21 protein-coding genes and 1 riboswitch are annotated in these 26,855 nt (G+C 35.0%); of the genes, 16 read left to right on the top strand and 5 right to left on the bottom strand.

Annotated features, from left to right (window positions below):
* The first annotated feature begins 107 nt into the window (after positions 1–107).
* From prfA to J3U59_RS02125, 5 genes are all read left to right on the top strand, one after another.
* Complete coding sequence (gene prfA, locus J3U59_RS02145; protein WP_267332515.1) at positions 108–1,193, top strand: peptide chain release factor 1; 1,086 nt, start codon at positions 108–110, stop codon at positions 1,191–1,193.
* Complete coding sequence (prmC, locus tag J3U59_RS02140; RefSeq protein WP_065798068.1) at positions 1,190–2,026, top strand: peptide chain release factor N(5)-glutamine methyltransferase; 837 nt, start codon at positions 1,190–1,192, stop codon at positions 2,024–2,026. The genes prfA and prmC overlap by 4 nt, the downstream gene beginning before the upstream one ends.
* Before the next feature lie 13 nt (positions 2,027–2,039).
* Complete coding sequence (kdsA, locus tag J3U59_RS02135) at positions 2,040–2,897, top strand: 3-deoxy-8-phosphooctulonate synthase (RefSeq protein ID WP_267332516.1); 858 nt, start codon at positions 2,040–2,042, stop codon at positions 2,895–2,897.
* A 458-nt stretch (positions 2,898–3,355) separates the two neighbouring features.
* Positions 3,356–4,771, top strand: coding sequence for an OprD family outer membrane porin (locus tag J3U59_RS02130; RefSeq protein WP_267332517.1), 1,416 nt, complete (start codon positions 3,356–3,358; stop codon positions 4,769–4,771).
* A 9-nt stretch (positions 4,772–4,780) separates the two neighbouring features.
* On the top strand, positions 4,781–7,456 hold the full coding sequence (locus J3U59_RS02125) for a beta-N-acetylhexosaminidase (RefSeq protein ID WP_267332518.1): 2,676 nt from the start codon (positions 4,781–4,783) through the stop codon (positions 7,454–7,456).
* A gap of 69 nt (positions 7,457–7,525) precedes the next feature.
* On the opposite strand, the gene rraB is transcribed toward J3U59_RS02125, so the two are convergent.
* On the bottom strand, positions 7,526–7,921 hold the full coding sequence (gene rraB, locus J3U59_RS02120) for a ribonuclease E inhibitor RraB (protein WP_267332519.1): 396 nt from the start codon (positions 7,919–7,921) through the stop codon (positions 7,526–7,528).
* Between the two features lie 70 nt (positions 7,922–7,991).
* On the opposite strand from rraB, the gene rnm reads away from it, so the two are divergent.
* From rnm to J3U59_RS02095, 5 genes are all read left to right on the top strand, one after another.
* The gene (gene rnm, locus J3U59_RS02115) at positions 7,992–8,825 is read left to right on the top strand and encodes an RNase RNM (RefSeq protein WP_267332520.1); all 834 of its coding nucleotides are present in this window, start codon (positions 7,992–7,994) and stop codon (positions 8,823–8,825) included.
* Between the two features lie 108 nt (positions 8,826–8,933).
* A complete protein-coding gene (locus J3U59_RS02110; RefSeq protein ID WP_267332521.1) occupies positions 8,934–9,554 on the top strand; it encodes an L-threonylcarbamoyladenylate synthase in 621 nt (206 codons plus the stop codon).
* Positions 9,555–9,635: 81 nt separating this feature from the next.
* The gene (gene rluB, locus J3U59_RS02105) at positions 9,636–10,643 is read left to right on the top strand and encodes a 23S rRNA pseudouridine(2605) synthase RluB (protein WP_267332522.1); all 1,008 of its coding nucleotides are present in this window, start codon (positions 9,636–9,638) and stop codon (positions 10,641–10,643) included.
* Positions 10,644–10,819: 176 nt separating this feature from the next.
* A complete protein-coding gene (locus tag J3U59_RS02100) occupies positions 10,820–11,074 on the top strand; it encodes a hypothetical protein (RefSeq protein WP_267332523.1) in 255 nt (84 codons plus the stop codon).
* A 464-nt stretch (positions 11,075–11,538) separates the two neighbouring features.
* A complete protein-coding gene (locus J3U59_RS02095) occupies positions 11,539–12,579 on the top strand; it encodes a hypothetical protein (protein ID WP_267332524.1) in 1,041 nt (346 codons plus the stop codon).
* A gap of 100 nt (positions 12,580–12,679) precedes the next feature.
* On the opposite strand, the gene J3U59_RS02090 is transcribed toward J3U59_RS02095, so the two are convergent.
* Both J3U59_RS02090 and argS read right to left on the bottom strand, forming a co-directional pair.
* On the bottom strand, positions 12,680–13,696 hold the full coding sequence (locus tag J3U59_RS02090) for an amidohydrolase family protein (RefSeq protein ID WP_267332525.1): 1,017 nt from the start codon (positions 13,694–13,696) through the stop codon (positions 12,680–12,682).
* Between the two features lie 550 nt (positions 13,697–14,246).
* Positions 14,247–15,980 carry an arginine--tRNA ligase gene (argS, locus tag J3U59_RS02085; RefSeq protein WP_267332526.1) on the bottom strand — a complete coding sequence of 578 codons (1,734 nt, stop codon included), beginning with the start codon at positions 15,978–15,980 and terminating at the stop codon, positions 14,247–14,249.
* Between the two features lie 486 nt (positions 15,981–16,466).
* Here argS and J3U59_RS02080 point away from each other — a divergent pair, with 486 nt between their 5' ends.
* The 6 genes from J3U59_RS02080 (at position 16,467) to dinB (ending at position 23,292) form a co-directional block, all read left to right on the top strand.
* Positions 16,467–16,814 carry a hypothetical protein gene (locus J3U59_RS02080; protein WP_267332527.1) on the top strand — a complete coding sequence of 116 codons (348 nt, stop codon included), beginning with the start codon at positions 16,467–16,469 and terminating at the stop codon, positions 16,812–16,814.
* A gap of 43 nt (positions 16,815–16,857) precedes the next feature.
* A riboswitch (TPP riboswitch) is annotated at positions 16,858–16,966 on the top strand.
* A gap of 39 nt (positions 16,967–17,005) precedes the next feature.
* Complete coding sequence (gene thiB / locus J3U59_RS02075) at positions 17,006–18,004, top strand: thiamine ABC transporter substrate binding subunit (protein ID WP_267332528.1); 999 nt, start codon at positions 17,006–17,008, stop codon at positions 18,002–18,004.
* 17 nt (positions 18,005–18,021) lie between these two features.
* Positions 18,022–19,587 carry a thiamine/thiamine pyrophosphate ABC transporter permease gene (thiP, locus tag J3U59_RS02070; RefSeq protein ID WP_267332529.1) on the top strand — a complete coding sequence of 522 codons (1,566 nt, stop codon included), beginning with the start codon at positions 18,022–18,024 and terminating at the stop codon, positions 19,585–19,587.
* Positions 19,574–20,278, top strand: a complete 705-nt coding sequence (gene thiQ / locus J3U59_RS02065) for a thiamine ABC transporter ATP-binding protein ThiQ (protein WP_267332530.1) — start codon at positions 19,574–19,576, stop codon at positions 20,276–20,278. The genes thiP and thiQ overlap by 14 nt, the downstream gene beginning before the upstream one ends.
* A 170-nt stretch (positions 20,279–20,448) precedes the next feature.
* Positions 20,449–22,155, top strand: coding sequence for a phosphoethanolamine transferase CptA (gene cptA, locus J3U59_RS02060; protein ID WP_267332531.1), 1,707 nt, complete (start codon positions 20,449–20,451; stop codon positions 22,153–22,155).
* Between the two features lie 81 nt (positions 22,156–22,236).
* Positions 22,237–23,292, top strand: coding sequence for a DNA polymerase IV (gene dinB, locus J3U59_RS02055; protein WP_267332532.1), 1,056 nt, complete (start codon positions 22,237–22,239; stop codon positions 23,290–23,292).
* A gap of 124 nt (positions 23,293–23,416) precedes the next feature.
* On the opposite strand, the gene J3U59_RS02050 is transcribed toward dinB, so the two are convergent.
* Entirely contained in the window at positions 23,417–24,853 is a 1,437-nt protein-coding gene (locus tag J3U59_RS02050; RefSeq protein WP_267332533.1) for a 6-phospho-beta-glucosidase, read from the bottom strand.
* Between the two features lie 13 nt (positions 24,854–24,866).
* The gene (locus J3U59_RS02045) at positions 24,867–26,741 is read right to left on the bottom strand and encodes a glucose PTS transporter subunit IIA (protein WP_267332534.1); all 1,875 of its coding nucleotides are present in this window, start codon (positions 26,739–26,741) and stop codon (positions 24,867–24,869) included.
* Between the last annotated feature and the right edge of the window lie 114 nt (positions 26,742–26,855).

Genomic DNA, 26,855 nt, shown 5'->3' with positions numbered 1-26,855 from the left:
CAAGGTTATTTAACTAAGCAGACAACAAGCTGAAACTGTATTTTGCATACAATAAAGTATATAATGCCCAGCAAATTTAATTATTTATCGTTAAAATTATACTTTTTATGAAATCTTCTATTATCAGCAAGTTAGAAACCCTGCAAGAGCGCTATGAAGAAGTTCAAGCATTATTATCTGATGCTTCGGTTATTGCCGATCAAAATCGTTTTCGTACGCTTTCTAAAGAATACTCTCAATTATCTGGCGTGGTTAAATGTTTTACGAGTTGGAAGCAAACACAAGAAAACATTGAAACCGCTAAAATGATGTTGTCAGATCCTGAAATGAGTGAAATGGCTCAAGAAGAACTCGATGAAGCATTAGGTCAAGTTGAAGAACAAGAAAGACAATTACAAGTTCTATTATTACCTAAAGACCCTAATGATGATTACAACTGCTTTGTTGAAGTTAGAGCAGGGACTGGAGGTGATGAAGCGGCCATTTTTGCTGGGGATTTGGCAAGAATGTATACTCGCTATGCTGAATCAAAAAATTGGCGAGTTGAAATCATGAGCTCAAATGATGGTGAACATGGCGGTTATAAAGAAGTGATTATGCTGGTTAGTGGTGATGGTGTATACGGTAACTTGAAATTTGAATCAGGAGGCCATCGTGTTCAACGTGTACCAGAAACCGAATCGCAAGGTCGAATTCATACTTCAGCGTGTACAGTTGCAGTATTACCTGAAATTCCCGAAGCGGAAATGCCAGAAATTAACCCAGCAGACTTAAAAATTGATACTTATCGTTCCTCAGGGGCGGGTGGTCAGCACGTTAATACCACTGATTCAGCTATTCGTATTACCCATATTCCAACCGGTATTGTCGTTGAGTGTCAAGATGAGCGTTCACAACATAAAAATAAAGCTAAGGCGATGTCTGTATTAGCTGCACGTATTCAAGATGCAGAAACGCGAAAACGACAACAAGAAGAAGCTTCAACCAGACGTAATTTATTAGGTTCAGGTGATCGTTCAGATAGAATTAGAACGTACAATTACCCACAGGGTCGAGTTACTGATCACCGTATTAACCTGACTATTTATCGCCTAGATGAAGTGATGGAAGGTAAATTAGAAATGTTAATTGATCCAATCGTTCAAGAGTATCAAGCAGATCAACTCGCGGCATTATCGGAACAGGATGAATGACTTATTTAGAATGGCTAAAATCAGCATCACAAACGCTCACTGAAAGTGAGAGCCCTAAACGTGATGCTGAAATTTTATTGAGCTTTGTTACGCATAAAACACGCACATTTTTGATGGCTTTTAGTGAAACATTACTTAATGATGATGAGCTAATTGCCTTAGATGGATATCTTAAAAGACGTCAAGCTGGCGAACCGATTGCCTATATCACGGGTGAAAAGGAATTTTGGTCTTTAAAGTTTCATGTCTCAAATGCCACATTGATTCCAAGACCCGACACTGAAAAATTAGTTGAATTAGGTTTGGAATATTTATCTAAAATACCTTGCGAAGTCCTAGACTTGGGAACAGGGACAGGTGCTATTGCTATTGCAATGGCAACAGAGCGCCCAGATTGTTTATTTACCGCAGTAGAAAAAAATAAAGATGCATTAATTTTAGCTCAAGAAAATGCTAATCAAATTGGGGTTAATAACGTTTATTTTTTACAAGGTGATTGGTATAAGCCGATTAAGAATCGTAAATTTTCAATGATTACCAGTAATCCGCCATACATCGAACCAACCGATATACATCTATCGCATGGTGATGTGCGATATGAACCAAGAACAGCACTGGTTTCGGAAGATGAGGGGCTGGCAGATATTAAATTAATTGTACAGGGTGCAACTAAACACCTTCATCAATATGGTTGGTTGCTAATTGAACACGGCTGGAAACAAGGTTTGGCCGTTCAAACAATTTTCAAACAACATGGATTTCAATTAGTCGAAACCGTCGCTGACTATAGTGGTAATGATAGGGTTACGCTTGGTCGATGGTTTAAACCTTAACTAGGAATATTTTATGAAGCAACAAAAAAGAGTTAAAGTTGGCGATATTACTGTCGCTAATGATTTACCATTTGTGTTATTTGGTGGTATGAATGTTCTTGAATCACGTGATTTAGCCATGAAAATCTGTGAACATTATGTTACCGTGACAAATAAATTGAATATCCCTTATATTTTCAAAGCCTCTTTTGATAAGGCAAATCGTTCTTCAGTACACTCTTATCGTGGACCAGGTTTGGAAGAAGGCTTGAAAATTTTTGAAGAACTAAAAAAGCAATTTGGTATAAAAGTGATTACCGATGTGCATACCGAAGCGCAATGCCAGCCAGTTGCAGATGTAGTTGATGTAATTCAGTTGCCTGCATTTTTAGCAAGACAAACAGATCTGGTTGTTGCAATGGCTAAAACTGGTGCGGTGATAAATGTTAAAAAACCACAATTTGTAAGCCCAGGCCAAATGGGAAATATTGTCGAAAAGTTTGAAGAAGCCGGTAACGATCAAATTATTCTTTGTGATCGTGGTAGCTGTTTTGGTTATGATAATTTAGTCGTTGATATGCTGGGTTTTAATATTATGAAAAAAGCCAGTCATGGTTCACCTGTTATTTTTGATGTCACCCATGCTTTACAATGTCGAGATCCAATGGGCGCAGCGTCTGGCGGTCGACGGGGGCAAGTGACTGAGCTTGCTCGTTCAGGTATGGCTGTAGGTATTGCTGGGTTATTTTTAGAATCTCATCCAGATCCTAGTCATGCAAAATGTGATGGTCCATCAGCGTTACCATTAGCAAAACTAGAACCATTCTTAAAACAGATGAAAGCAATTGATGAGTTAGTAAAAAGTTTTGACGAAATCGATACGGAAAACTAGTACTAATAAAGTCTGTTATTAACGGCAAATCAAATAAAGAGAAATGTGAATCGTTTCTCTTTTTTTTGTTCGATACTTTCTAAATATTGCTCATATTGATAATAATTCAATATATTCAATTTATTACTTTACCTATCACATTACTGTTTATTTTTTAAAGATCGCTTAAATAATTATTTTTTTATCTGAAAAAAGTCGGCTTTTATTTAATAAAAATAGTATTAATTTCTATTTTTTGGTGATTTTGATCACGATTTAAGATCATTTAATTTGCGAACTAAAATATGTTTATGCATTATAAAAATACTTATTTATCTGTTATCTGATGTAAATCGCTTGCCAAAATAGGCGTTAATTGTCATTTACATGAAAATAAGTTAGTGATTTAACTTTGCAAAAAATTTTTAAAGTGAGGCTGTGACTTGTTGTATAAATAAAATAATTTTAGGGAAACAAACATGAATCTAAATACGCTTGCTGTTGTACCATCCCGTTTTCATTTTCTAACAAAATATATTTTATTCTTCTCTTTTTTTTATAGTATTAATCCTGTATATGCCGTTTATGAAAATAATTTTGTTGATGATTCATCGCTCACGGGAAATGTATTTTTCTGGAATCGTGATCGAGAAAGAAAAAATATTGAAGAACATAAATATGAAAAAAACCTCAGGCACTCATCATTTAACACAAATTTAGATTTCAAATCGGGTTATATGGCTGATCGCGTTGCAATTGAGTTAGGTGGTTATGGTGCTTGGGAAGTCAGTAACGGTGGCAATGGACACCCTAATGAAATCGGTTTTAGTGGTGCCAATACTCGATGGGATGAGGATTGGAAGAAAGATGTCAGTGGGCTGAGTTTTTATAAAGCGCTAGTAAATTTTAAACTCGACGACAAATTTTGGCTTAGAGCAGGGTATATTCAACCTTCCGGTCAAACATTACTGGCGCCACACTTAAGTTTATTACCCGGTACTTATCGAGGTGTGGAGTTTGGTAGTTTGCTTGATTTCGATGATGCCGGCGCTTTATCCATGTCTTATATGTGGACCGATAAATACAAAGCGCCTTGGTATAAACGACTTTATGAATTTAAACAATGGGGCAAAGGAAAAAAAATTGATTACCTCCATTCTGCTGGTTTGAAATATGACTTTAAAAATGATTTAGTGTTAGAAACCGCCTTTGGTCAAGCGCAAAATTATATGAACCAATTTTTTGGTAAAGCCTCATATAAAACCGATATTTTCAATAATCCACTTACCATGAGTTATCAATTTTATGGGGCTAAAGATCAGTCTCATAAAGGAAAAAATGTTTATGATGGTTTGGCGTGGTTGCAAGCAGCTACTTTAGGTTATCAAATGGGACCGGTTGGTCTACGACTTGAAGGTGTGGTTGTTAAAGCTGAAGGCGAACAGGGCTACTTTCTACAGCGCATGACGCCGGATTATGCTTCTTCAAATGGTCGATTAGATGTGTGGTGGAATTCACGTTCTGACTTTAATGCCAATGGTGAGAAGGCGATATTTACTGAAGTCACTTATGATTTAGGCGATCTATCAAATTACTTAAACGGTTGGAAAGCAGGTATGTCTTATGCTTATGGTTGGGATGCAAAACCGAGCACAAACAAACAGTTTAACCAAAAGAAACGTTTAATTGAGTCAGCTTATAATTTTGATTTAGGTTATACCGTACAAAATGGTTGGATAAAAGATACGTCTTTACAACTTCATTATACCAAATACAACAATCACACCAATATCCCAAGCTGGGAGGGCGGATATGGCAATATCTTCCAAGATGAACACGATATCAAATTTATTGTTACTGTTCCTTTCACCATTTTCAATGCTAAACAAAAATAGGTAATTGTCATGATAAAATTTAAATCAGCTATTATAGCTACATCGATAGCATCATTATTCAGTATGGGCACTGCACAATCAGTGAATGCTTCACAAAAAATTGTGGATACCATGAGTTCACAATTACGCCTAAATTATCATATAGTTGATAATAATGCTATAAATCATGGTGTAGATTGTGCTGCATTGGGGGCAGATTGGGCATCTTGTAGCAAAGTGACGTTAACGCTTAAAAACACGGGGCCTGCGATAACTGACAAAGATTGGGCAATCTATTTTCATAATATTCGGATGATTTTAGCCGTCAATAATGATCAATTTAAAATCACCCATGTGACAGGTGATTTGCACAAGCTTGAACCGACTAACAAATTCAAAGGCATTCCCGAGAAAGCTATTGTGAACATCCCCATCATTGGTGAATATTGGCAAATTAGTGAAAGTGATGTGATGCCTAGATGGTATGTTACCTCGTCAAATGCTGAACCTAAAGTGATTGTTAATACGGATACTGATTCTGATAATCTATCGGCATTTGTTGAACCTTTAGGCGAACAATGGAAAATATCTCCCAATGATCATAATATTTTAATGACGCCTGAACATCGTTATCATCATAACAATGATATACAACTTATTAATGCCGAGTTGTTAAGAGGACAGATTTTGCCGACACCATCGAAACTTACTGTTGGTAAGGAAATGGTCATCCTCAATGAAAATGGTGTTAATTTAGTCCTTAATGGCTTAGCAAAAGAGAGCGAATCGGTATTAAATGAACATTTTAAAGTATTGAATATCCCTGTTAGCGGTAAAGGCTTTAACATTAAAGCCTCAATTGATAAAAGTGCATTTGAGAAAGGGGTAAAAGGGAGTTATAAGTTAGATATCACTCCTGAAGGGGCAACCATTTTAGCTTTTGATCAAAGTGGCATTTTTTATGGTGTAGAATCGATATTATCTGTATTACATGCCAATAATCCTCAAATTATTCCTGTACTTTCAGCTGAGGATGCCCCGCGATTCGAATATCGTGGAATGATGTTAGATACCGGTCGAAATTTCAAAAGTAAAGAAGCGGTATTTCAGTTACTTGATACGATGTCAAAATATAAAATGAATAAATTTCATTTCCATTTGAGTGATGATGAGGGGTGGCGAATTGAAATTCCAGGTTTACCTGAACTGACCAATTTTGGTAGTAAACGTTGTCATGATTTGAGTGAGAAAAAATGCTTATTACCACAACTCGGATCAGGTCCAAATAGCAATAATAGCGGCAGTGGATACTTTACTCGAGATGATTATATTGAAATCGTAAAATACGCCAATGCTCGTTTTATTGAAGTCATCCCAGAAATCGATATGCCTGCTCATGCTAGAGCCGCTATTAGGTCGATGGAAGTGAGATATCAACGCCTAATGGAACAAGGACAAGAACAACAAGCGAATGAATATCGATTGGTTGATCCAAGCGATACATCCAATACAACAACGGTACAATTTTATAATCGACAAAGTTATCTCAATCCATGTTTGGAGTCTTCGAAAAAATTTGTTAATAAAGTCATTAGTGAAATCGCTAAAATGCATGTTGAAGCTAACCAGCCCATTACAACTTGGCATTTTGGTGGTGATGAAGCAAAAAACATTCATTTCGGTAATGGCTACCAAGATATCCATGCCACTCAAAAAGAGGCTGGTAAAGGTTTAATCGATCAAAGTGTTGAAGATCATCCATGGGCAAAATCACAAGCCTGCCAAACCTTTGTCAATACTGGTATAGTTGAGAATTTTGAACATTTACCAAGTTATTTTGCCGTCGAAGTAAGTAAAATCATTAAAGACAATGGGATTAATCGCATGCAAGTTTGGCAAGATGGTGTAAAATTTGCTACTGATGCCAACGCTTTTGCCACCGATGAAGTGATTGTCAATTTCTGGGATAACTTGTATTGGGGCGGGTATGATTCAGTGAATGAATTTGCCAATAAGGGCTATAAAGTTATTGTATCTAATCCTGATTATGTCTATTTAGATATGCCTTACGAAGTTAATCCAAAAGAAAGCGGGTATTATTGGGCTGCTCGGTTTAATGACGAACGCAAAATCTTCAGTTTTGCGCCAGATAACTTGCCACAAAATGCTGAAACTTCTTTTGATCGTAACGGTGATGCCTTTGCAGCTAAGGGTACAATGGATTGGCCAGGTGCATATGGTTTATCAGCACAAATTTGGACTGAAAATATTCGCACAGATGAGAAAATGGCTTATATGACCTATCCTCGATTACTCAGTGTTGCCGAACGCGCATGGCATAAAGCCGATTGGGAAACAAATTATCAAAAAGATCGCCAATTCAAAATAGGTGAAACCCATTATGTTGATCAGCAAAAACTTTTTAATGATTGGAACCAATTTGCCAATTTATTAGGGCAACGAGAATTAGCTAAATTGGATGCAACTTTAGTTGATTATCGTCTACCTGTCCCTGGAGCAAAAATTGAAAATGGTAAATTGATAGCAAATATTGTTTTCCCTGGTTTAAGTATTGAATATTCAATTGATAAAGGGCAGCAGTGGCAGCGTTATCAAGGTCCAGTTTCGCTGAATCATCACGACAAAATTTTGGTGCGTAGTGTTTCGCCAAATCAGAAAAGAAAGAGTCGTATCGAAGAATTATAATACGTTAAGCAATAAATATTCTTATCCGTTAAATATGCGGATAAGAATGCCGTTTATTATTTTTTATGATTAGTGGAGGGTTTCAGCAGATTCGTCTTCAATAAAATCATCATCACTACCATCTTCATAATAAGTACCCCATCCGTCGTAATTGACGTTAAATTGATTGGCCAGCGTGATTATTTCAGCAATTTGTGCGTTGATAAGTTCGGCATTAAGAGGGCTTTCTGCAATAATATCAAAGCCAATAACTAAATTACCCGCATCATCTACATCTTCATCGGGATCGGTTGCTTCATAGCCTAATTTGTAAGCTTCTACTGCAACCTTTTCTAAATTATCAAAATTTTGTGATGAAATATGATGTTCAATCAAATAAAGTGCATGAGGATCGCTACCATCATCTAAAAGTTCCTCAATAATAGCTAATGTATCTTGCTGAGCAAGCATAATTTGATCTTTCATAATATACCTTTTAGTGGTCATACAAATTGTGTGGTATATTACACGTTTAAAAATAATTATCGAGAAAAAAATGATCGTTGACTTACATTCGCACACTACTGCATCGGATGGAATTTTAAAGCCAACAGATTTAGTCAAAAGGGCCGTTGAAAATCAACTTCAAATGTTGGCTATTACCGATCATGATACAGTAAAAGGATTGCCAGAAGCCATATACACTATTGAAAAAGACAAATTACCTATAAAATTAATTTGTGGCGTTGAAATATCAACAGCCTGGAAAAATAATGAAATACACATTGTTGGCTTAAATATTGATATTGAAGATCCCCAATTAACTGCTTTGTTATTACGGCAAGAGCAAGGTCGCATAGATAGAGCAAAGGCTATTAGTAATAAATTAGCAAAAGTAAGTATTGAAAATGCTTATGAACAAGCTCAAGAATATGCTAAAGGTGATATTGTCTCACGTGCTCATTTTGCACGTTTTTTAGTGGCTAAAGGGTATGTAAAAGATGTGAATCGAGCCTTCAAAAAATATTTAGGCAAAAGTGGTTATGCTTACGTACCTTCGCAATGTTGCACGATTGAACACGCGGTAAATGCGATACATAATGCGGGAGGGCAAGCAGTACTTGCACATCCCAGTCGTTATGATTTAACGTTAACTAAGTTAAAACTTTTGCTTAGTGATTTTAAACAATTTGGCGGTGATGCAATGGAAGTTTCGCAAAGTCGACAAACACCAACTGATCTACAATTATTAGCTAAACTCGCAAATGAATTTGGATTACTGGCATCACAAGGATCGGATTTTCATGATTTGGTTAATTATCTTGATTTAGGTAAAACAGCACCACTACCAAGCAGTGTTACACCAATCTGGCATAATTGGGTGTTATAAATGAAGATTGATATTAAGATACGTCAGATTGATATTGTTGAAAATTATTAATTGTGATCATTTAAACTAAAATGATATGTTAAATATAAAATTGGATTGAACAACATTATGAGCCAAACTTTTTATATTCATCCTGATAATCCACAAACTCGATTATTAGAGCAAGTGGTAAAAATATTGAATGATGGTGGCGTAATAGCTTTTCCGACTGATTCTGGCTATTCACTTGGTTGTTTGTTAGATAATAAATATGGCGTAGATCGTATTTGTCAAATCCGTCAGTTAGATAAACATCACAATTTTACGCTAATGTGCCGTGATCTTTCAGAACTTTCATCCTATGCTTTTGTGGATAATACCACTTTTCGGCTCTTAAAAAATAATACACCAGGTCGGTATGTTTTTATTTTGTCCGCGAGTAAAGAAGTTCCACGACGATTAATGAATGAAAAACGTAAAACGATTGGATTACGTATTCCTGATAACAAAATAGATCTGACTTTATTGGAATTATTAGGTCAACCTTTGATGACAACTACATTAATTTTACCCAATGATACTCAGGCCCAATCCGATCCCGATGAGATAGAAGATAAAATTGGCCATCAACTTGATGCAATTGTACATGGTGGCTATATTAGCGAACAACCAACAACCGTTATAGACTTGACCCATGACTACCCTGATATTATTCGTCAAGGTAGTGGTGATACTACACCATTTGAATAGCCGTTTTTTTATACGTTATTTTAATATTGATAATGTTTTGAATAGATAAATGATACCTGAGAAGGTAACAGTGAGGACAATATGAAACATAGCACAACAGCAGTTTCAAAATATGAAAACACAGCAGATACAAGAAAAATAAAAAGCAATAAATCAACAGACAAACCGGTAAAGCTGCAAAAATCATTTTCGACAAAGCGGGCACCGTCTGTACACGATAACAGCGAAAAATTACAGAAAGTCTTAGCCAACTTGGGTAATGGTTCTCGCCGTGAAATTGAAGCAATGATCGCCGCAGGTCAAATTAGTGTTGATGGTAAAATTGCAACATTAGGTGATCGCGTTGATATTAATACTAATCCTAAAATTCGTATTAACGGTCATCTAGTACAACTTCGGAGTAAAGAAAAAGAAATCTGTCGTGTACTTGCCTACTATAAACCAGAAGGTGAGATTTGTTCCCGTAACGATCCTCAAGGTCGAGCAACCGTGTTTGAACGTTTGCCTCGTTTGAAAAATGCTAGATGGGTGAATATCGGTCGGCTTGATATTAATACTTCGGGATTGCTACTATTTACTACAGATGGTGAACTTGCCAATCGGTTAATGCATCCCAGACATGAAATTGAGCGAGAATATGCGGTTCGGGTTTTTGGTAATGTGACCGATCAACAAATTAGTCAACTGCGCAAAGGTATACAACTTGAAGATGGTCCTGCATCATTTAAATCGATCAAAGCGCAAGGTGGTGATGGTCTTAATCAATGGTTCAATGTGGTCATTACCGAAGGCCGTAATCGAGAAGTTCGTAGAATGTGGGAAGCCATAGATGTACAAGTAAGTCGATTGTTGCGTATTCGTTATGGTAACATCACGCTACCTAAAGGTTTATCACGTGGTACATGGATGGAGTTAAGCCTTGATTCAGTCAATTATTTACGGGAAATTGTTGGTTTACCTGCCGAAATTAAAAGTTTTACTGTAAATTCTACTTCGGGTAAGTCTAATGTTCGGCCTAAGCGAGTCAAACTGAATAACTTATCTCGATCATCGCGCCAAGCGACAGCAAAAAAGCCGACTCGTAAATAGAATCTGTCCTCCTAATGAATTCGATATTATTGGGAGGATACTTTCAACAACGCTATCTCATCTTTTCAAAATTAAATTTAATTTAGATTTTTGCTCATGACTATAGCAAAAAAAGTTAATAAATCGCCAAAAATTTTTTATAAACTTTGTTACGCTGATTAATACTGAGTTAATTAGTGATAAAAAAAACAAACGATTGTCATCTGCAATGGACTGATAATTTAACTAAAATTTTTGAAAGGAAATATGATGCGGTTAACTATAGCAATTTTTTAATTTTTCTTTTAACAGCCTGTTATACTCGTACTGGTGACGATGCATATAAAGAAGGAAAATATTTAGAAAGTATTAGTTTATTAGCCACCGGTATTGAAGAGAAAGGTGAACGTAAATTTGATAAAGATAGTGCTAAAAAAAACTACATTCTTTAGTTAGTAATATTACAGCACATTATGAAACAAGTTTAGCTAATACCGCAACCACAGATTATCAGACTTGCATTGATATCTATCAAAGCTTGCTCAGAATCATGTTAAACGATTGTTTCTTTAGTCAAACAGTAACTTCCTTTGATGATAAATACACTATTGAGCAGTTAGAACAAACCATTGCTAAATAATATTATGAATATGGTAAATCAATTACCGGTACCGACAGCCAAAGTTATGTAATGAAACTAAAGAAACATTAGAAATGAGATCGGATTTAGCTAATAAAATAATAGATCAGGCGCTATCGCAACGAGTAACAATTAAATCCCTACAAATATGAATTGAGGCAGGGATTTTAAATTCAAAATAAATGGATATTTTTTTTAGTTTTAACTATATAATTTTTTATGTAACTAATTAGAATAATGTAAATTATTTTCAATGATTAAAGATAGGTTTAACAAATGGAAGTAAAAATTATGAGGAATTTAATTGTTGTTTTGTTAATGTTTTGGTTAGCGAGTTGTAGCCATACACGCACTTATGAAGAAGCATATAATGAAGGATACTATCTTCAAAGTATTAATATATTAGCACTCAATATTGAACAAAAAGGTATAGCTAAATTCAAGCAAGAAGATGCTGAGCATTTGCGCAATTTGGTTAATCGCGTGATGGTTAAATATGAAGCAGACTTAGCTGATAGCGCGGCTAACGATTACGAAGATAAAATTTCCACTTATAATAAATTAATGGAAATGCATGATCGCTTAAGTAATCAATTTTATAGTAATGAATTAACGTTTTTTTTTAATGCATATAGTCGTTTGGACATAAATGAAAATTTATTTAAATGCTATGTTATCAAGGCTAATTCAATAGTAGCGACAGATATTGAAGGATATAAGGCTAAAGTCGATTTATATCATAATGCGCTTGAATTAAAACCTTCCAGAGATATCCAAAAATTATATGATATTAATAATAATAAATACACTATGTTAGTGATAGAAAATCTTTATCAAAAAGCTAAAGAGTATGCTGATCATCTTAATTATGAAGATGCAAGAAAAACATTAGAACAAGCCAAAAAGCTTTATTATTCCGTAAAAATAAAAAAATATAAAGATATCGATAAATTAATAGATGATTATTGGGATAAAGAGCAAGCCTTGTTTGAGCAACAACTAATTCGTGAAAAACAAGAAAAAGAACAAAAGAGAATAGCAAATAGATATAAAACAAAGGTATACTGTGCAGATACACAATGTGAAAATGCTGTAAATTATGCGACACATTATAGTTCAGATATTGTATTTGTTCGTAATGAAAGTGAAGCCGATGCTAAAGTGTCCTTTCAAAAGCAAACTGATGGTACATTAAATGTATATTGTGATACAGATAGATGTAAAGAGAAGGTAAAAAGAGAAGTTAGAAATAATAATGTTAATTTTGTCAGATATGAAAATGAAGCTGATGTCACTATAAAAGATAAAAAATATTAAGTTTGATTAATCGATAGTTGTAGCTATATAACGATCCCACAATAGATTAAAAACTGTGGGATTTTTTATTGGTCAAATTTTATTGTGTTTCATTCAATTATTATTCAAGTCCTAATACCATTCGTCCGTTTTTGGTAGCGACATTTACCACATTGTCTAAATCGGTATACCGGCATCCTGTAACGAGTAGTTTAAGCTCTTCCCACATGTTGCCTGTTGAAAATGGTAACATATAATCACTGACATTATCGGTACCAATCGCAACAGGAATACCTGCAGCGGCAAGTTCATCAACAGGAGTAAGAGAATTACGAGTAGGACCTTGTTCTTCACGGCGAGGGCTATCGATCCATGCGAATGGGCAAGCGATGACCATCATTTTCGCTTCTTTCATTTTTTTATAGAGTTTTTGACGATATTCCAAACTATGCGCAGTAATTGAAATACTATGAATTGCTACTACGCGTCCGTGCATGCCATGTTCCAAAGTTTTATCGGTGAGTTGTTCGGTTTCAATCTCGTCTGAGGAGTTAAATTGATCAACATGAACATGGACCATTTTGCCTAATGATTTTCCTGTTTGCATCAATACATCAAGATGTTTTAGCCCCATTCCTTCACCATGATCACGTTCATCACGACGTGGTAATCCACCAATGATATCAACTAAATCTGCACCTTTATCAAACCAGTAACGTGCTTCTTTATCAATAACACCTTTAAGGGTTTGATTGACTAATTTTATGATAATGTCATTTTTATAAGTTTCACGGGCTCTTAGTGCACCTTTGATTGCTCGCTCTTCTGCAATTGGATCGATATCGACAAATGATCCCATGGCACTGACCCCTTGTTCGATCATTCGCTCAACCGCCATGCTGAAATGGCGGTAATAATCGTCTTCACTCATCGATGCTTTGACTTTATCTAACGTATCCCATTTTTCAATTAAAGTCTGCTTTTGATAAACATCAAAACTGTCAACAGTGATCGTAAAAGCACGATCGGCATGCATATGTGAATTAACCCAACCGCCATTTTGTTTAATTTTATTCATTAAATATGCTTTTAAACTTTGATCTCGACTGGTTAATAACATCTTTTTATTATCGGTCATAATGTGCCTCTACGATTCAATTGAGCTAAATTAGATAAAATAATAGATAAAAAAAATCCCCCTAAGATGGAGGATTAACAATAAATCAACAATGTTGTTTAGGACTGTTGATTTATATTTTGTCATGGTCAACTACTCTTGGTTGCTTAAATAATTTGAAAGAATTCTAACTAAACTATTTTTAATATCAAGTGCCGTTCTTATAAAAATATGTAAATAAATGAAATGGTTAAAGTATTATTTTTTAGATTTTTATCCCAAATTCAAGCTTTTATATAAAATTTAATTTTGGTATTACAGGATTTTTAATCAATAACTACCTATTTTATATCAATAATCTATTGTCCAAAAATCGAGACCAACAAAAGCATTATGCGATTTATTGTCAATCTCAAAAAGTGTAGTATTGCTTTGTTTAACACTAAAGAGTATATGGATGAATTGGATTTTTAGCGTTCTTTAATATATCAGCGTGTAAAAATTTTAAAAGAATTTATGTGTTTTAATGAAAAAACCACCGATGATGAATTTTATCGGTGGTATGCTAATGTTACATTTTTTCGATAGTTTTGATTCCTAACATATCAAGACCGATTTTAAGGGTTTTAGCGGTTAACGAAGCCAATTTTAAGCGGCTTTGTTTCAAGTTTTCGTTTTCCGCCGTTAAAATAGGGCAATTTTCATAGAAACTAGAAAATAGGGTAGCGATATCGTATAAATAGGCGCAAAGTACATGTGGTGTGCCTTCTGCGGCAACGTTTGATACAGTTTCATCAAATTGTATTAATCGAATCGCTAATGCTCGCTCTTTATCCGTACCTAAATTAATAGTGCCGCTTAAGCTGTCTTCGCTGATATTTGATTTTCTAAATACAGAAAGCACGCGCGTATAAGCATATTGTAAATAAGGGGCCGTATTTCCCTCAAATGACAACATATTATCCCAATCAAACACATAATCGGTGGTACGATTTTTGGAAAGATCAGCATATTTGACCGCACCTATTGCTACAGCGTCAACCACTTGGGCAAGCTCAGTATCGGTTAAGTCTGGATTTTTATTTCGAATTAAAGTAGTCGCTCGTTCTGTCGCTTCATCAAGTAGATCATTTAATTTAACAGTGTCACCAGAACGCGTCTTAAACGGCTTGCCATCTTTACCTAACATCATACCAAACATGTGATGCTCAAGTTTTAAGGATTCTGGTACATATTTCGCTTTATGCACGATATCCCAAACTTGTTCTAAATGTTGATGTTGACGTGAATCGGTATAATATAAAATACGTTCAGCATGAAGTGTTTCATAACGATATTTAACACAGGCAATGTCGGTTGTTGCATAAAGATAGCCACCATCACGTTTTTGGATGATAACGCCCATGGGTTCGCCTTCTTTATTTTTATATTCATCTAAAAATACAACGATTGCACCGTTACTTTCAACCGCTAATTTTTTCTGTTTTAGATCGGCAACAATGCCTGGTAGCATGCTGTTATAGATGCTTTCGCCCATTGTATCTTCAATCGATAATGTGACATTAAGGCGTTTATATGTGGCAATATTTTGCGTCATGGTGATATCAACCAATTTTCGCCACATTTCACGGCAATATTTGTCACCACCTTGAAGTTTTACTACATAATTACGGGCTTTTTCGGCAAAGGCTTCGTCTTCATCGTAATGTTTTTTAGCTGCGCGATAGAACGATTCTAAATCTGAAAGCTCCATGTCGTTGGCATGTTCATTTTCCATTTTTTCAAGATAGGCAATTAACATCCCAAATTGGGTTCCCCAATCTCCAACATGGTTGGCACGGATAACATTATGACCAAGAAAGCTTAATACTCGTACACTGGCATCACCAATAATGGTTGAGCGTAGATGACCGACGTGCATCTCTTTAGCAACATTGGGTGCGGAGTAATCAACCACAATAGTTTGAGGTTTGGCGGGTAAAGTAATATTGAGTTTATCACTACTTAGCGCGACTTCGTTTTGTTCAGCAATCCAACTATTTTTTAAGAAGATATTAATAAAACCCGGCCCAGCGATTTCCACTTTATCGGCAATATCATCAATATCAAGATGTTGTAAAACTTTTTCAGCTAATGCGCGTGGTGGCATTCCCAATTTTTTAGCGGTAGACATGATACCATTTGCTTGATAATCACCAAATTGAACTTTAGCGGATTGCTTGATTAAAGCGTCACAGTTTTTATCAGCACCGGCCATAATCATTGCTTGGGAAACACGTTGTGTTAATAGTTGTTGAATATTCACACTGAACCTAATCAATTAAAATAAAATGCCCAATATAATACTGATAAATTGATAAATTGTCACTGTGGGATTAGTTAAGGACAAGTAAATAGCTAATTTTTTTATAAACAAAAATTTTTTAATTTAAGGGTGATAGATTAACTTAACTATAAAATAGAAAAAAATAAAAAGAAAACATGTGCCAAAATTTATTTAACTAACTGATTGTCAATGCTTTTTTTCTTTTCAACTTTGGCATTTGCCCAAGACCATAACAATCTGCAAGAGCTCAAACTACCGATAACCTCCTCACAATTGATAAAATACTATAAATCAAATAATCATGGTGAAAATGTCCTTTTAGATAAGTATGCAAAACTCACTCGCCCTTTAAATGAGCAAGAGATTGATTTCCCGATCCAAAATACGTCCTATGAATTTATTCTCTTTCATGAAGGAATTCGTTATTACGAAGTAGGTGGTTTTATGCGGAATAATTGTCTTTAAGTGATTATTTATAATTGGTATGGGATATCTGATACCCCATTACTCAATATTCAACTAACTAGTTATGATGAACAAGGTAAATTGCTTGATGCGGTGCTTTTGGATAGTCTATATTCTTATGAGGATGTGAGTTGTTTTATTGAATTTTCGGTTAATAAGGATTTAACGATAAACCTAAAACATTATGTGACTGACTATTATGATGATGAACATGAATATGGTGATGAAGCTGGACTAATAAAAGATCCTAAACCGGAATTTTGTAAAGGAGAGCAGTATAAGATCAACACTGGTAAGTTTAAGTTAATTTATTCTAAAATGGCAAAGAAGTTTGAATGGCAACAGTGAGTAACAACTATTTACAATTAAGCCTTCACCGACTACACTAATGCTGTTCTCAACGGGGTGCCCTAATGGGCTGAGAGTGTTAGTTGTGTTAACATAACCCGTCGAACCTGAACTGGATCATGCCAGCGGAGGGATTTGAGTTATTATATCTGCTCAAACCTTTTGTCTTTTTCTTGCTATTTGGAGGCAAAATGTTTCGTCAATTGTTGTTATCAACTGTTCTATTTATATCATTGTTTTGGTCGCATTTTTCTGGCGCACAGCAACCGACTTTAACAATATATAGCTATAATTCGTTTATGTCGGAGTGGGGGCCTGGAGAAGCTATCAAACAGGGTTTTGAAGCTCAATGTCATTGTCAGCTAGAAGTAATTACGTTAGGTGATGGTGTTTCAATTTTAAATCGTATTCAGCTTGAAGGTGATAAAACCAATGCTGATGTTGTTTTAGGTTTGGATAATAATCTACTTGAGCAAGCAAAATTAACGAATATTTTTATTCCACATCAGATCGACAAACCCGATAATCTCTATACTGACTGGTGGGATAATGAGTTTATGCCATATGACTTCGGTTATTTTGCCTTTATTTATAATAAACAGAAGATAAAAAATCCACCGCGATCTATGCAACAATTAGTTGACAATAAAGATCATTGGAAAATCATTTATCAAGATCCTAGAACTAGCACGCCTGGATTAGGTTTGCTGCTGTGGGTTAAAAAAGTTTATGGTGATGATGCTGCGCAAGCATGGCAAAAAATAGCTAAAAATACCGTAACAGTAACAAAAGGTTGGAGCGAATCTTACGGCATGTTTTTGAAAAATGAAGCAGATTTAGTATTAAGTTACAGCACTTCCCCTGTTGCACATATAATTTCTGATAACGATCATCGTTTTGCTGCCGCCATTTTTGATGAGGGGCATTATCGTCAAGTTGAAGTGGCTGCCATTGTAAAATATACACAACAACCAGAGTTAGCTCGCCAATTTTTACATTATTTATTAACACCCGAGATTCAACGTCAATTTGCTGAAAAAAATGTCATGTATCCAATCATAAAAACCGATTTGCCAGCAGCTTATCAACAGATTGATACAGTGAAAAAAGCCCTTGAATTTGATGCAAAGCAAGTTGAATTAAATCAGAAATCGTGGGTGCGTGAATGGCAAGTTGCTGTCAGTAAATAATGTCATCGGAACGAATATTGAAATTTCAATCCTTAATTCCAGGTATCAGTGCTGTTGGTTTGATTTTGCTCATATTAGGCACGGCACTTATTGCGCTTTGGGGATTTGCAATTCGAACCGATAATATAAGCATCTATTTTGATCATTATTTACTGCATATTATTTGGGTAACAGTTTTGCAAGCTGGTTTATCAACTTGTTTAGCCATCATATTGGCAGTATTGATGGCGAAAGCATTAGCTATGGTAGACTTTCCATGTCAAGGATTACTCATCAAAATAATGCCGGTTACCTTTATTTTACCGACTTTAGTTGTGGTTACTGGTTTGCTTTCAGTGTATGGTCAGCATGGTATCGTTTCGTTAATTTTTCAATTTTTGAACCTACCAATTGAATTATCAATTTATGGTTTGAAAGGTATATTATTAGCCCATGTGTTTTTAAATTTTCCTTATGCTTGTTGTTTGTTTTATCAATCCTTAAAAAGTGTTCCTATCGAACAAAAACAGTTAGCTGCTCAGTTAAATTTTTCTGCTTTTACTTTTTTTAAGTTAGTTGAATGGCCATTATTGCGTCGACAAATCTTACCAATGGCAGCACTGATTTTTATGTTATGTTTTTCAAGTTTTGCAATCGTGTTAGCTCTTGGTGGCGGGCCAAAATATACCACTATTGAGGTAGCAATATATCAGTCGATCCGTGATTTTGATCTTATACAAGCCGTGTTACTTTCTTTTTTGCAACTAATTTGTTGTATTGGTTTTCTTATCATCATGCAAAGAATAAATCGAATCAAAAAAATGCATATTCGATTTGTTCATCAAACTTATCAAGTTCCGATTCCTTACTATTTATCATTGATCAGTTATGTCATCATTTTGATTGGGAGTTTATTTATTTTATTACCGTTGGTTACAATATTGATTGAAGGTATTTATTTTTTCAAATTTGCGTTATTAACAGCGGCACTTTTAAAAGCACTGCTTACCTCAATTATCATTGCAGTAGGTTCTGCTTTTATTGCAATGTTTCTTGCATTATTGTTACTTTGGACCAATAGCCGATTATTGATTAATCAACAAATTAAATGGAGCAATCGTTTAATGTTAATTGGTTCATTAATTTTGGCCATTCCAAGTATGGTTTTAGCTTCAGGGCTTTTCTTATTATTATTTCAATATGCCAACAATATAATTATTATTTCAATATTAGTGATGTTGTGTAACGCACTGATGGCGTTACCTTTTTTACTAAAAAATCTTTCAATCCCCATGTATGAAGTGAGTTTACGTTATTGGCAACTTTGCCAATCGCTTAATATTCAAGGTTTAACACATTTTTACTTGATTGAATTTAAGGCATTAAAAAAGTTAATGGTAATGAGTTTTGCTTTTGCTGTTATTTTGTCATTCGGTGATTTTGGTGTTATTGCTTTGTTTGGTGGGCAAGCTTTAACCACCTTACCTTATTATTTATATGAGCAAATATCACACTATCATTATCAAGAAGGTACTGTGACGGCTGCAATTTTATTGATGTTATCTTTTAGCTTAATGGTTGTGATGGATTATGATCGAACTTAATCAAGTAAATTATCATTACGATAATTTTAATATGCATTTTGAAATTAATATTGCAGCAAAAGAGCACGTCGTGATTGTTGGACCAAGTGGTGCAGGTAAAAGTACTTTATTGAGTTTAATCGCTGGGTTTATTTTTCCAAATTCAGGCACAATTAAACTTAATCATCAAAATATGACAAAAATTGCGCCGGGCAAACGTCCTGTGTCGATGTTATTTCAACACAATAATTTATTTAGTCACTTAACAGTTCAACAAAACATCGCTTTAGGAATTAAACCATCATTAAAACTTACACAAGCTGAGCAAAATACAATCGCTAATATTCTTGAACAAGTCGGATTGGCTGGATTTTCAGAGCGTTATCCAGAACAATTATCAGGGGGGCAACGTCAACGAGTAGCGCTGGCTCGTTGTTTGATACAACATCGTCCAATTTTATTGTTGGATGAGCCTTTTTCAGCCCTTGATCAAGCTTTACGTCAAGAAATGTTATCGTTAGTTAATCAAATTTGTCATCAGTATGATTTAACGCTAATGATGGTATCGCATTATCTAGATGAATCATTGAACTATTTCTCGCGTTGTTTAGTGGTAGAAGATGGACAGATTATTTTTAATGAACGGCCTGCGCAATTAATGCAACCACAGTATAGTGCTGTTGCAAAATTGTTAGGTATAAAAATTGACTAATATGATAATAATGTTAATTTAGTGATAACTTGATCAATTATATATTAAGTTTTTTTATTTTAGTAACTAGGGTTGTTATTAATTATTAACTTTAATAAATACCTTAAGGTTTTATTAATCTCGAAAAGATAACTTATAAAACTTAATTATTCCTTGTTGAAAAAAAAGTTATGCAAAAATTTAACCAGTCTGCAAAATTTAGTTGGTCAAATCTTATTTTTATCATTCTATTTTTTTGCTATTTTTCTTGTGCTTTACAACTTTATATAGCGTTATCTGGACACTCCAACTTTATTGGTTTGCGCGATGCAATAATTTATAGTTTGATTTGGCTTATTCCTGTTTTATTTTTTCCTAATTATACCCGTAAAATCACCGCTGTTTATGGAATAATTGTTGGTGGCCTGTCTTTGATTTCAATTGGATATTTTGTCATTTACCGACAAGAATTTTCACAGAGTGTATTTTTTGTGATGGCGGAATCAAACTTCAATGAATCACATGAATTTATTCAACAATATTTAAGTTGGAAATTGGTGGTTATCCTTGTTGTTTATATTTTAATTGCAATTTATTTGTGGAAAAAAGTCAAACCTGTTTATGTTAAAAGTAGTACCAAGTGGATAGTATCTATGCTAATTGCTATTTACGCGATAATGCCGGTAGTAATTAGTGTCACTGTGAAAAAAACAACCTTTGAAAAGGCGTATAAACATTTATTAACACGTATGGAAACCACAGTGCCTTGGCAATTAATCAATAGTTATTTAGCTTATCGTTCGCAATTATCTAACATGGAAGATATCTTAAATCACTTGCAAACCATACCAAAGTTAGAAAATTTAACCGATGCTAATGGTAATACGCCAAGAACGTTAGTGCTAGTGATTGGTGAGTCAACTACTCGTAATCGCATGGGGATTTATGGTTATGGACGCGATACGACGCCTCAAATTGAACAATTTAAAAAGGATAATCCAGATTTATTAGTATTCAATGATGTTGTATCTTCAAGGCCATATACTATTGAAATTCTCCAACAAGCATTAACCTTTGCAGATGAGCAGCATCCCGAATTGTATTTAACCACCCCTTCATTAATACATTTGATGAAACAAGCGGGTTATAAAACGTTTTGGATTACTAATCAACAGACAATGACAGAACGTAATACTATGTTAACTATGTTTTCAAAACAGGCTGATGAGCAGTTTTATATGAATAATGATCGCAATCAAAGTTCAAGGCAGTATGATGAGTCAGTTTTTCCGCCTTTTAAAGCTGTGTTAGCGGATCCAGCAGAAAAGAAATTCATTGTTATTCATCTACTTGGTACACATATGAAATATGAGTTTCGCTATCCAAAAGATGGCGAACATGACCGTTTTCGCGATAAAACTGGCATTGCTCATACTTTAGATGACGATAAGTTAGATGTTTATAATAGTTATGATAATGCGGTCAGTTATAATGATTATGTCACAACAACATTGTTTAAAATGTTTAAACAAAGCCACGAAAATGGTTTTATCTTGTATTTTTCTGATCATGGTGAAGATGTATACCAAACTCCACCTTATGATGTATTAGGTCGTAATGAAAAAGCACCAACGAAAACCATGTACACCGTACCATTTATGCTTTGGCAATCACCGCAGTGGCGGGCAACGCATCCTAATAATTATCAAAATTATGTTGATCGTAAATACAGTACCCAAGATTTGATTCATACTTGGTCTGATTTAGCTGGACTGAGTTATAACTTATATGAACCGCAAAAAAGTATTGTTAATCCTAACTTTCATCAATCAACTCGGTGGATAGGCGATCCTTATGATAAAAATGGATTGATCGATTTTGATAAATTATCACACTAATTTATTGTCCGTTTGCACGAGTACTTAAGGTATGATATTGTATATTTATACAGTTATATCTTAAGTACAATTAAACCCATTATGCGAAAAATTATTCATATTGATATGGATTGTTTTTATGCTGCAGTTGAAATGCGAGATAATCCTCGTTATCGTCATTTACCTATTGCAGTAGGCGGCGATCCGCGCAAACGAGGTGTTGTTGCAACAGCTAATTATTTAGCACGTCAATTTGGTGTACATAGTGCGATGTCAACAGCACAAGCGATAAAACTATGTCCTAATCTTAAAGTAATTCCTGGTAGACATGCAGTTTATAAAGAGGTATCAAATCAGATTCACCAAATATTTGCGCGTTATACTTCTGCAATTGAAACACTTTCGCTTGATGAAGCTTATTTAGATGTAACAGAGTGTAAACTTTGTCATGGTTCAGCAACGCTTATTGCCCAAGATATACGCCAAGCTATTTTTAATGAACTAGAATTAACAGCTTCAGCCGGTGTTGCACCTTTAAAATTTCTCGCAAAAATTGCATCAGATATGAATAAACCTAATGGTCAGTATGTCATTAGACCCGAACAAGTGAACAATTTTATTGCACAGTTACCACTTAATAAAATTCCCGGTGTAGGTAAAGTGACCGAAAAAAAACTGACTGAATTGGGCTTATTTACTTGTAACGATGTTGTTAATTACGATCTTACCAAGCTGCTTAATCAGTTTGGTAAATTTGGTCGAGTGTTATTTGAACGATGCCAAGGTATTGATGAACGCGAGGTCTGTAATGATCGACAACGTAAATCGGTAGGGGTTGAACGCACGTTAATCGATGATATTTATCAATGGGAAGCATGTTTAGACCAACTTGATCCCCTGTATGATGAATTAGAGAAAAGGTTAAGTAAAGTTAGAACAGATCTATCGATTGCAAGACAAGGCGTCAAATTCAAATTCGATGATTTTCAATTAACCACTCAAGAACACGTCTGGCCAAAATTAGATAAACAAGATTTAATTGCTCAAGCTTATAAAGTATGGCAAGAAAGGCGTAATAATCGAGGTGTCAGGTTAATTGGTTTTCATGTTACATTAATTGACCCACAATTGGATAAACAGTTAATTTTTAATTTTTGATGATTCTGAAAATGTTTGTTAGTCAATCATTGTGTTAGCTGACGGTTAACAATATAACGTGCCTATGAGGATTTTACCTATAGTAATAAAATCCTCATTGTGTCTAATCAAGCAATAAACGGCACTATTTTAAATCAGCGCCGTTGGTGGCTATGACGTGTTTATACCATTGAAATGAATCTTTTTTATAGCGTTTCATTGTGCCGTTACCTTCATTATCACGATCAACATAAATCACGCCATAACGTTTTTTCATTTCACCCGTAGTGAAAGAAACCACATCAATAATTCCCCATGCGGTATAGCCCATCACGTCAACGCCATCATAGTCAATAGCTTTTAACATTGCTTTAATATGTGCGCCCAGATATTCAACGCGAGGTTTATCATGAATTTGATTATCATGTTCTAATTCATCAATTGCACCAAAACCATTTTCCACAATAAATAAAGGTAACTGATAGCGATCATATAAACGGTTAAGTGTATAGCGCAAACCTTCAGGATCTATTGGCCAGCCCCAGTCACTGCTTTTTATATAAGGGTTTTCAACTGCATTAGGTAGTGCTCCATTGACAATATTATCACGGTTATCATTTTTAACATCAGCTTTTACGACAGTTGACATGTAGTAGCTAAAGCCGATGTAATCAACAGTACCTTGTTTTAAAAAAGCTAAATCTTCTTCAGTAATATCAAGTTTGTAGCCTTCGCGTTCAAACTCTTTTAATGCGTATGCTGGATAATAGCCACGAACATGTACATCAGGGAAAAAGAAGCGCTGATGCATTGCGATTTCTGAGGCCATCATATCTTCAGGATTACAAGAAAACGGATAAATAGGTACATGAGATACCATGCAACCAATTTGAAAATCTGGGTTAATTTTTTTTCCAGCAATCACAGCTTTAGCACTCGCTAACAGTTCATAGTGCGCAACTTGATAAAGCACTTCTTGAGGATTTTCGCCCGGTTTAACTTGAACACCTGAATTAGTCCAGAAAAAGATTGGATTACTGGTATCCATTTGGTTATTAATCTCGTTAAACGTCATCCAGTATTTGACTTTGTGTTTATAACGTTCAAAACAGGTAATAGCAAAACGCTCAAAAAACTCTACGGTTTTACGATTACGGAATCCACCATAGTGACGGGCAATATGCAGTGGCATCTCGAAATGCGATAGGGTGATAACGGGTTCAATGCCATGGGCAATTAATTCATCGAATACCGCATCGTAGAATTTTAGTCCTTCTTCATTAGGCTCAAGTTCATCCCCTTTAGGATAAATTCTCGTCCATGCAATGGAAGTACGCAGACATTTTAGACCTAACTCTGCAAATAGCTTAATATCTTCTTTATAGTGATGATAAAAATCAATAGCAGTATGATTCGGATAAAATTTATCCGCTTCTATACCTTCAGTTATTTGTCTTGGAACACCATGGGCACCCGCTGTCATTACATCGACAACACTTGGGCCTTTGCCTCCTTCATTCCAACCGCCTTCAAATTGATGGGCAGCTAACGCTCCACCCCATAAAAATGTTTTTTGCTTCATAACTTTTTCCCTATTATTGCTTAATTTTAAATATGATATTTTTAGGTGTAACTTCTGTATTTTCCGTTAAAATAATTTGTTGATATTGATCGGTATTGACAATAATAATTGGTGTAATTAGTGGATATCCTGCTTGCTTGATCGCTTTTGGATCGAAACTAATTAACAAATCACCTTTTTTCACTTTTTGATTGAGTTCTACATGATAACTAAATTCATTATTTGTCAAATTAACGGTATCAATTCCAACATGGATCAGTAATTCAACGCCATTATTTAATGTTAAACCAATAGCATGTTTAGAACTTGCAAACACAGCGGTAACCTGTGCATCATCAGGCGCATATACATGATTATCAGTTGGCTCAATGGCAATACCTTCCCCCATAAGTTTTTGAGCAAAAGCAGGATCAGGGACTTCACTCAGTGGTAATGCTTTACCTGACATTGGACTTGTTATTTCTAGATCGCCCAATACTAATTTGGGGGTATCATTTTCAATCTCATTTGACTGTGCTTGTTTCGCTTCACCCGTTCCTAAAATTTGGATTATCAACACAGGACCGAATAATGCAATTGCTGATCCAATTAAAACACCAATAAATGATCCAGGATGTTCAGGATTAATCGCATTGACAATAGTTAATGGTCCAGGTAATGCGGCATAAGTATAGTAATAGGGTGAAAACAAACCTGCAACAATCCCGCCAAGTGCTCCACATAAGCAACCATAAATAAAAGGTTTTTTAAAGCGTAAATTAACGCCATAAATGGCTGGTTCGGTAATACCAAATAGTCCTGTCACGAAAGCGGATAATGATACCCCTTTCATTTCTTGCGTGCGAGTTTTCAAATAAAAACCTAATGCAGCACCAACTTGACCAATAACGGCGATAGTTTGGAAAGCTTGGAATGAGTCTTGACCATACTGGTTAATATTTTCAATGATAACAGGAGTAATGCCCCAATGTACGCCAAATATGACAAAGACTTGCCATACAGCGCCAATTATTCCACCTGCAACAGATGGTGCAAGGTTAACTATCCAGTTATAGCCATGAGCAATATAGTGAGCGGCACCTGCTGTTACTGGTCCAATAGCTAGTAAGGTTAGTGGCACCATAATCACTAAACAGATAAGAGGCATTAACAGTGGTTTAATAATGCTGTGTAAACGTGGTTCTAAAAATCGTTCAAGGTAAGATAGCAACCATACTAAAAATAGGGGTGGTAATACGGTTGAAGTGTAAGTGGTTTCAGATAAAGCGATACCAAATAGATCAATTTCTTGCCCCGATTTTATTAAAGCCGCAAGTTCTGCCCATGTTGGCGATAATAAAGCTGCACAACAAGCAACCGCAATATAAATATTACAACGAAAGTGTTGTGAGGCAGTAATTGCAATAAAAATAGGTAAAAAAGCAAAAGGTGCCCATGAAATAAAATTGAATATTTGACAGGTACCGGTTGTTGCAAACTGAGGGAAAGCTAATTTAATTAAAATTAAGATCCCTTGTAGAATCCCTGATGCAGCTAGAACATAAACAAATGGGGCAAAAACAGCTGACATGGTTGCAATAATGCGATTTAACATTCCGCTTTGGGCATTTTTTTCAATTTTGTTATCCGTGTTAATGAGTTTTATAAATGCGTTGTAAACTTTTTCAACATTGGTACCAATAACAATCTGAATTTGTCCACCTTTTTCAACTACCGTGATGACTCCTGGCATTTTAGCAATGGTTTCTTTAGCGTGTTCAGGTGTTTTTTGGGTAACAATTCGTAGACGCGTAGTACAGCGAGCTACGGTAACAATATTATTTTCACCTCCTAGCTCATTTAGAATATCAATAGCGAGTTGATTATAGTCTCTGATTTTTGACGACATCGATTTTACTCCTCAAAAAGGTTAGTAAGCTTATCTTATCGATAAAATTGAAATTGTTAATGACCAATTATATTGTTTGTGATCTAGATCTAACTTTTCATTCGCTTAGTTTAA

This window comes from Gilliamella sp. B3783 (assembly GCF_026536125.1).
Classification (GTDB): domain Bacteria; phylum Pseudomonadota; class Gammaproteobacteria; order Enterobacterales; family Orbaceae; genus Gilliamella.
This window is presented reverse-complemented; position numbering and strand designations above follow the sequence as displayed.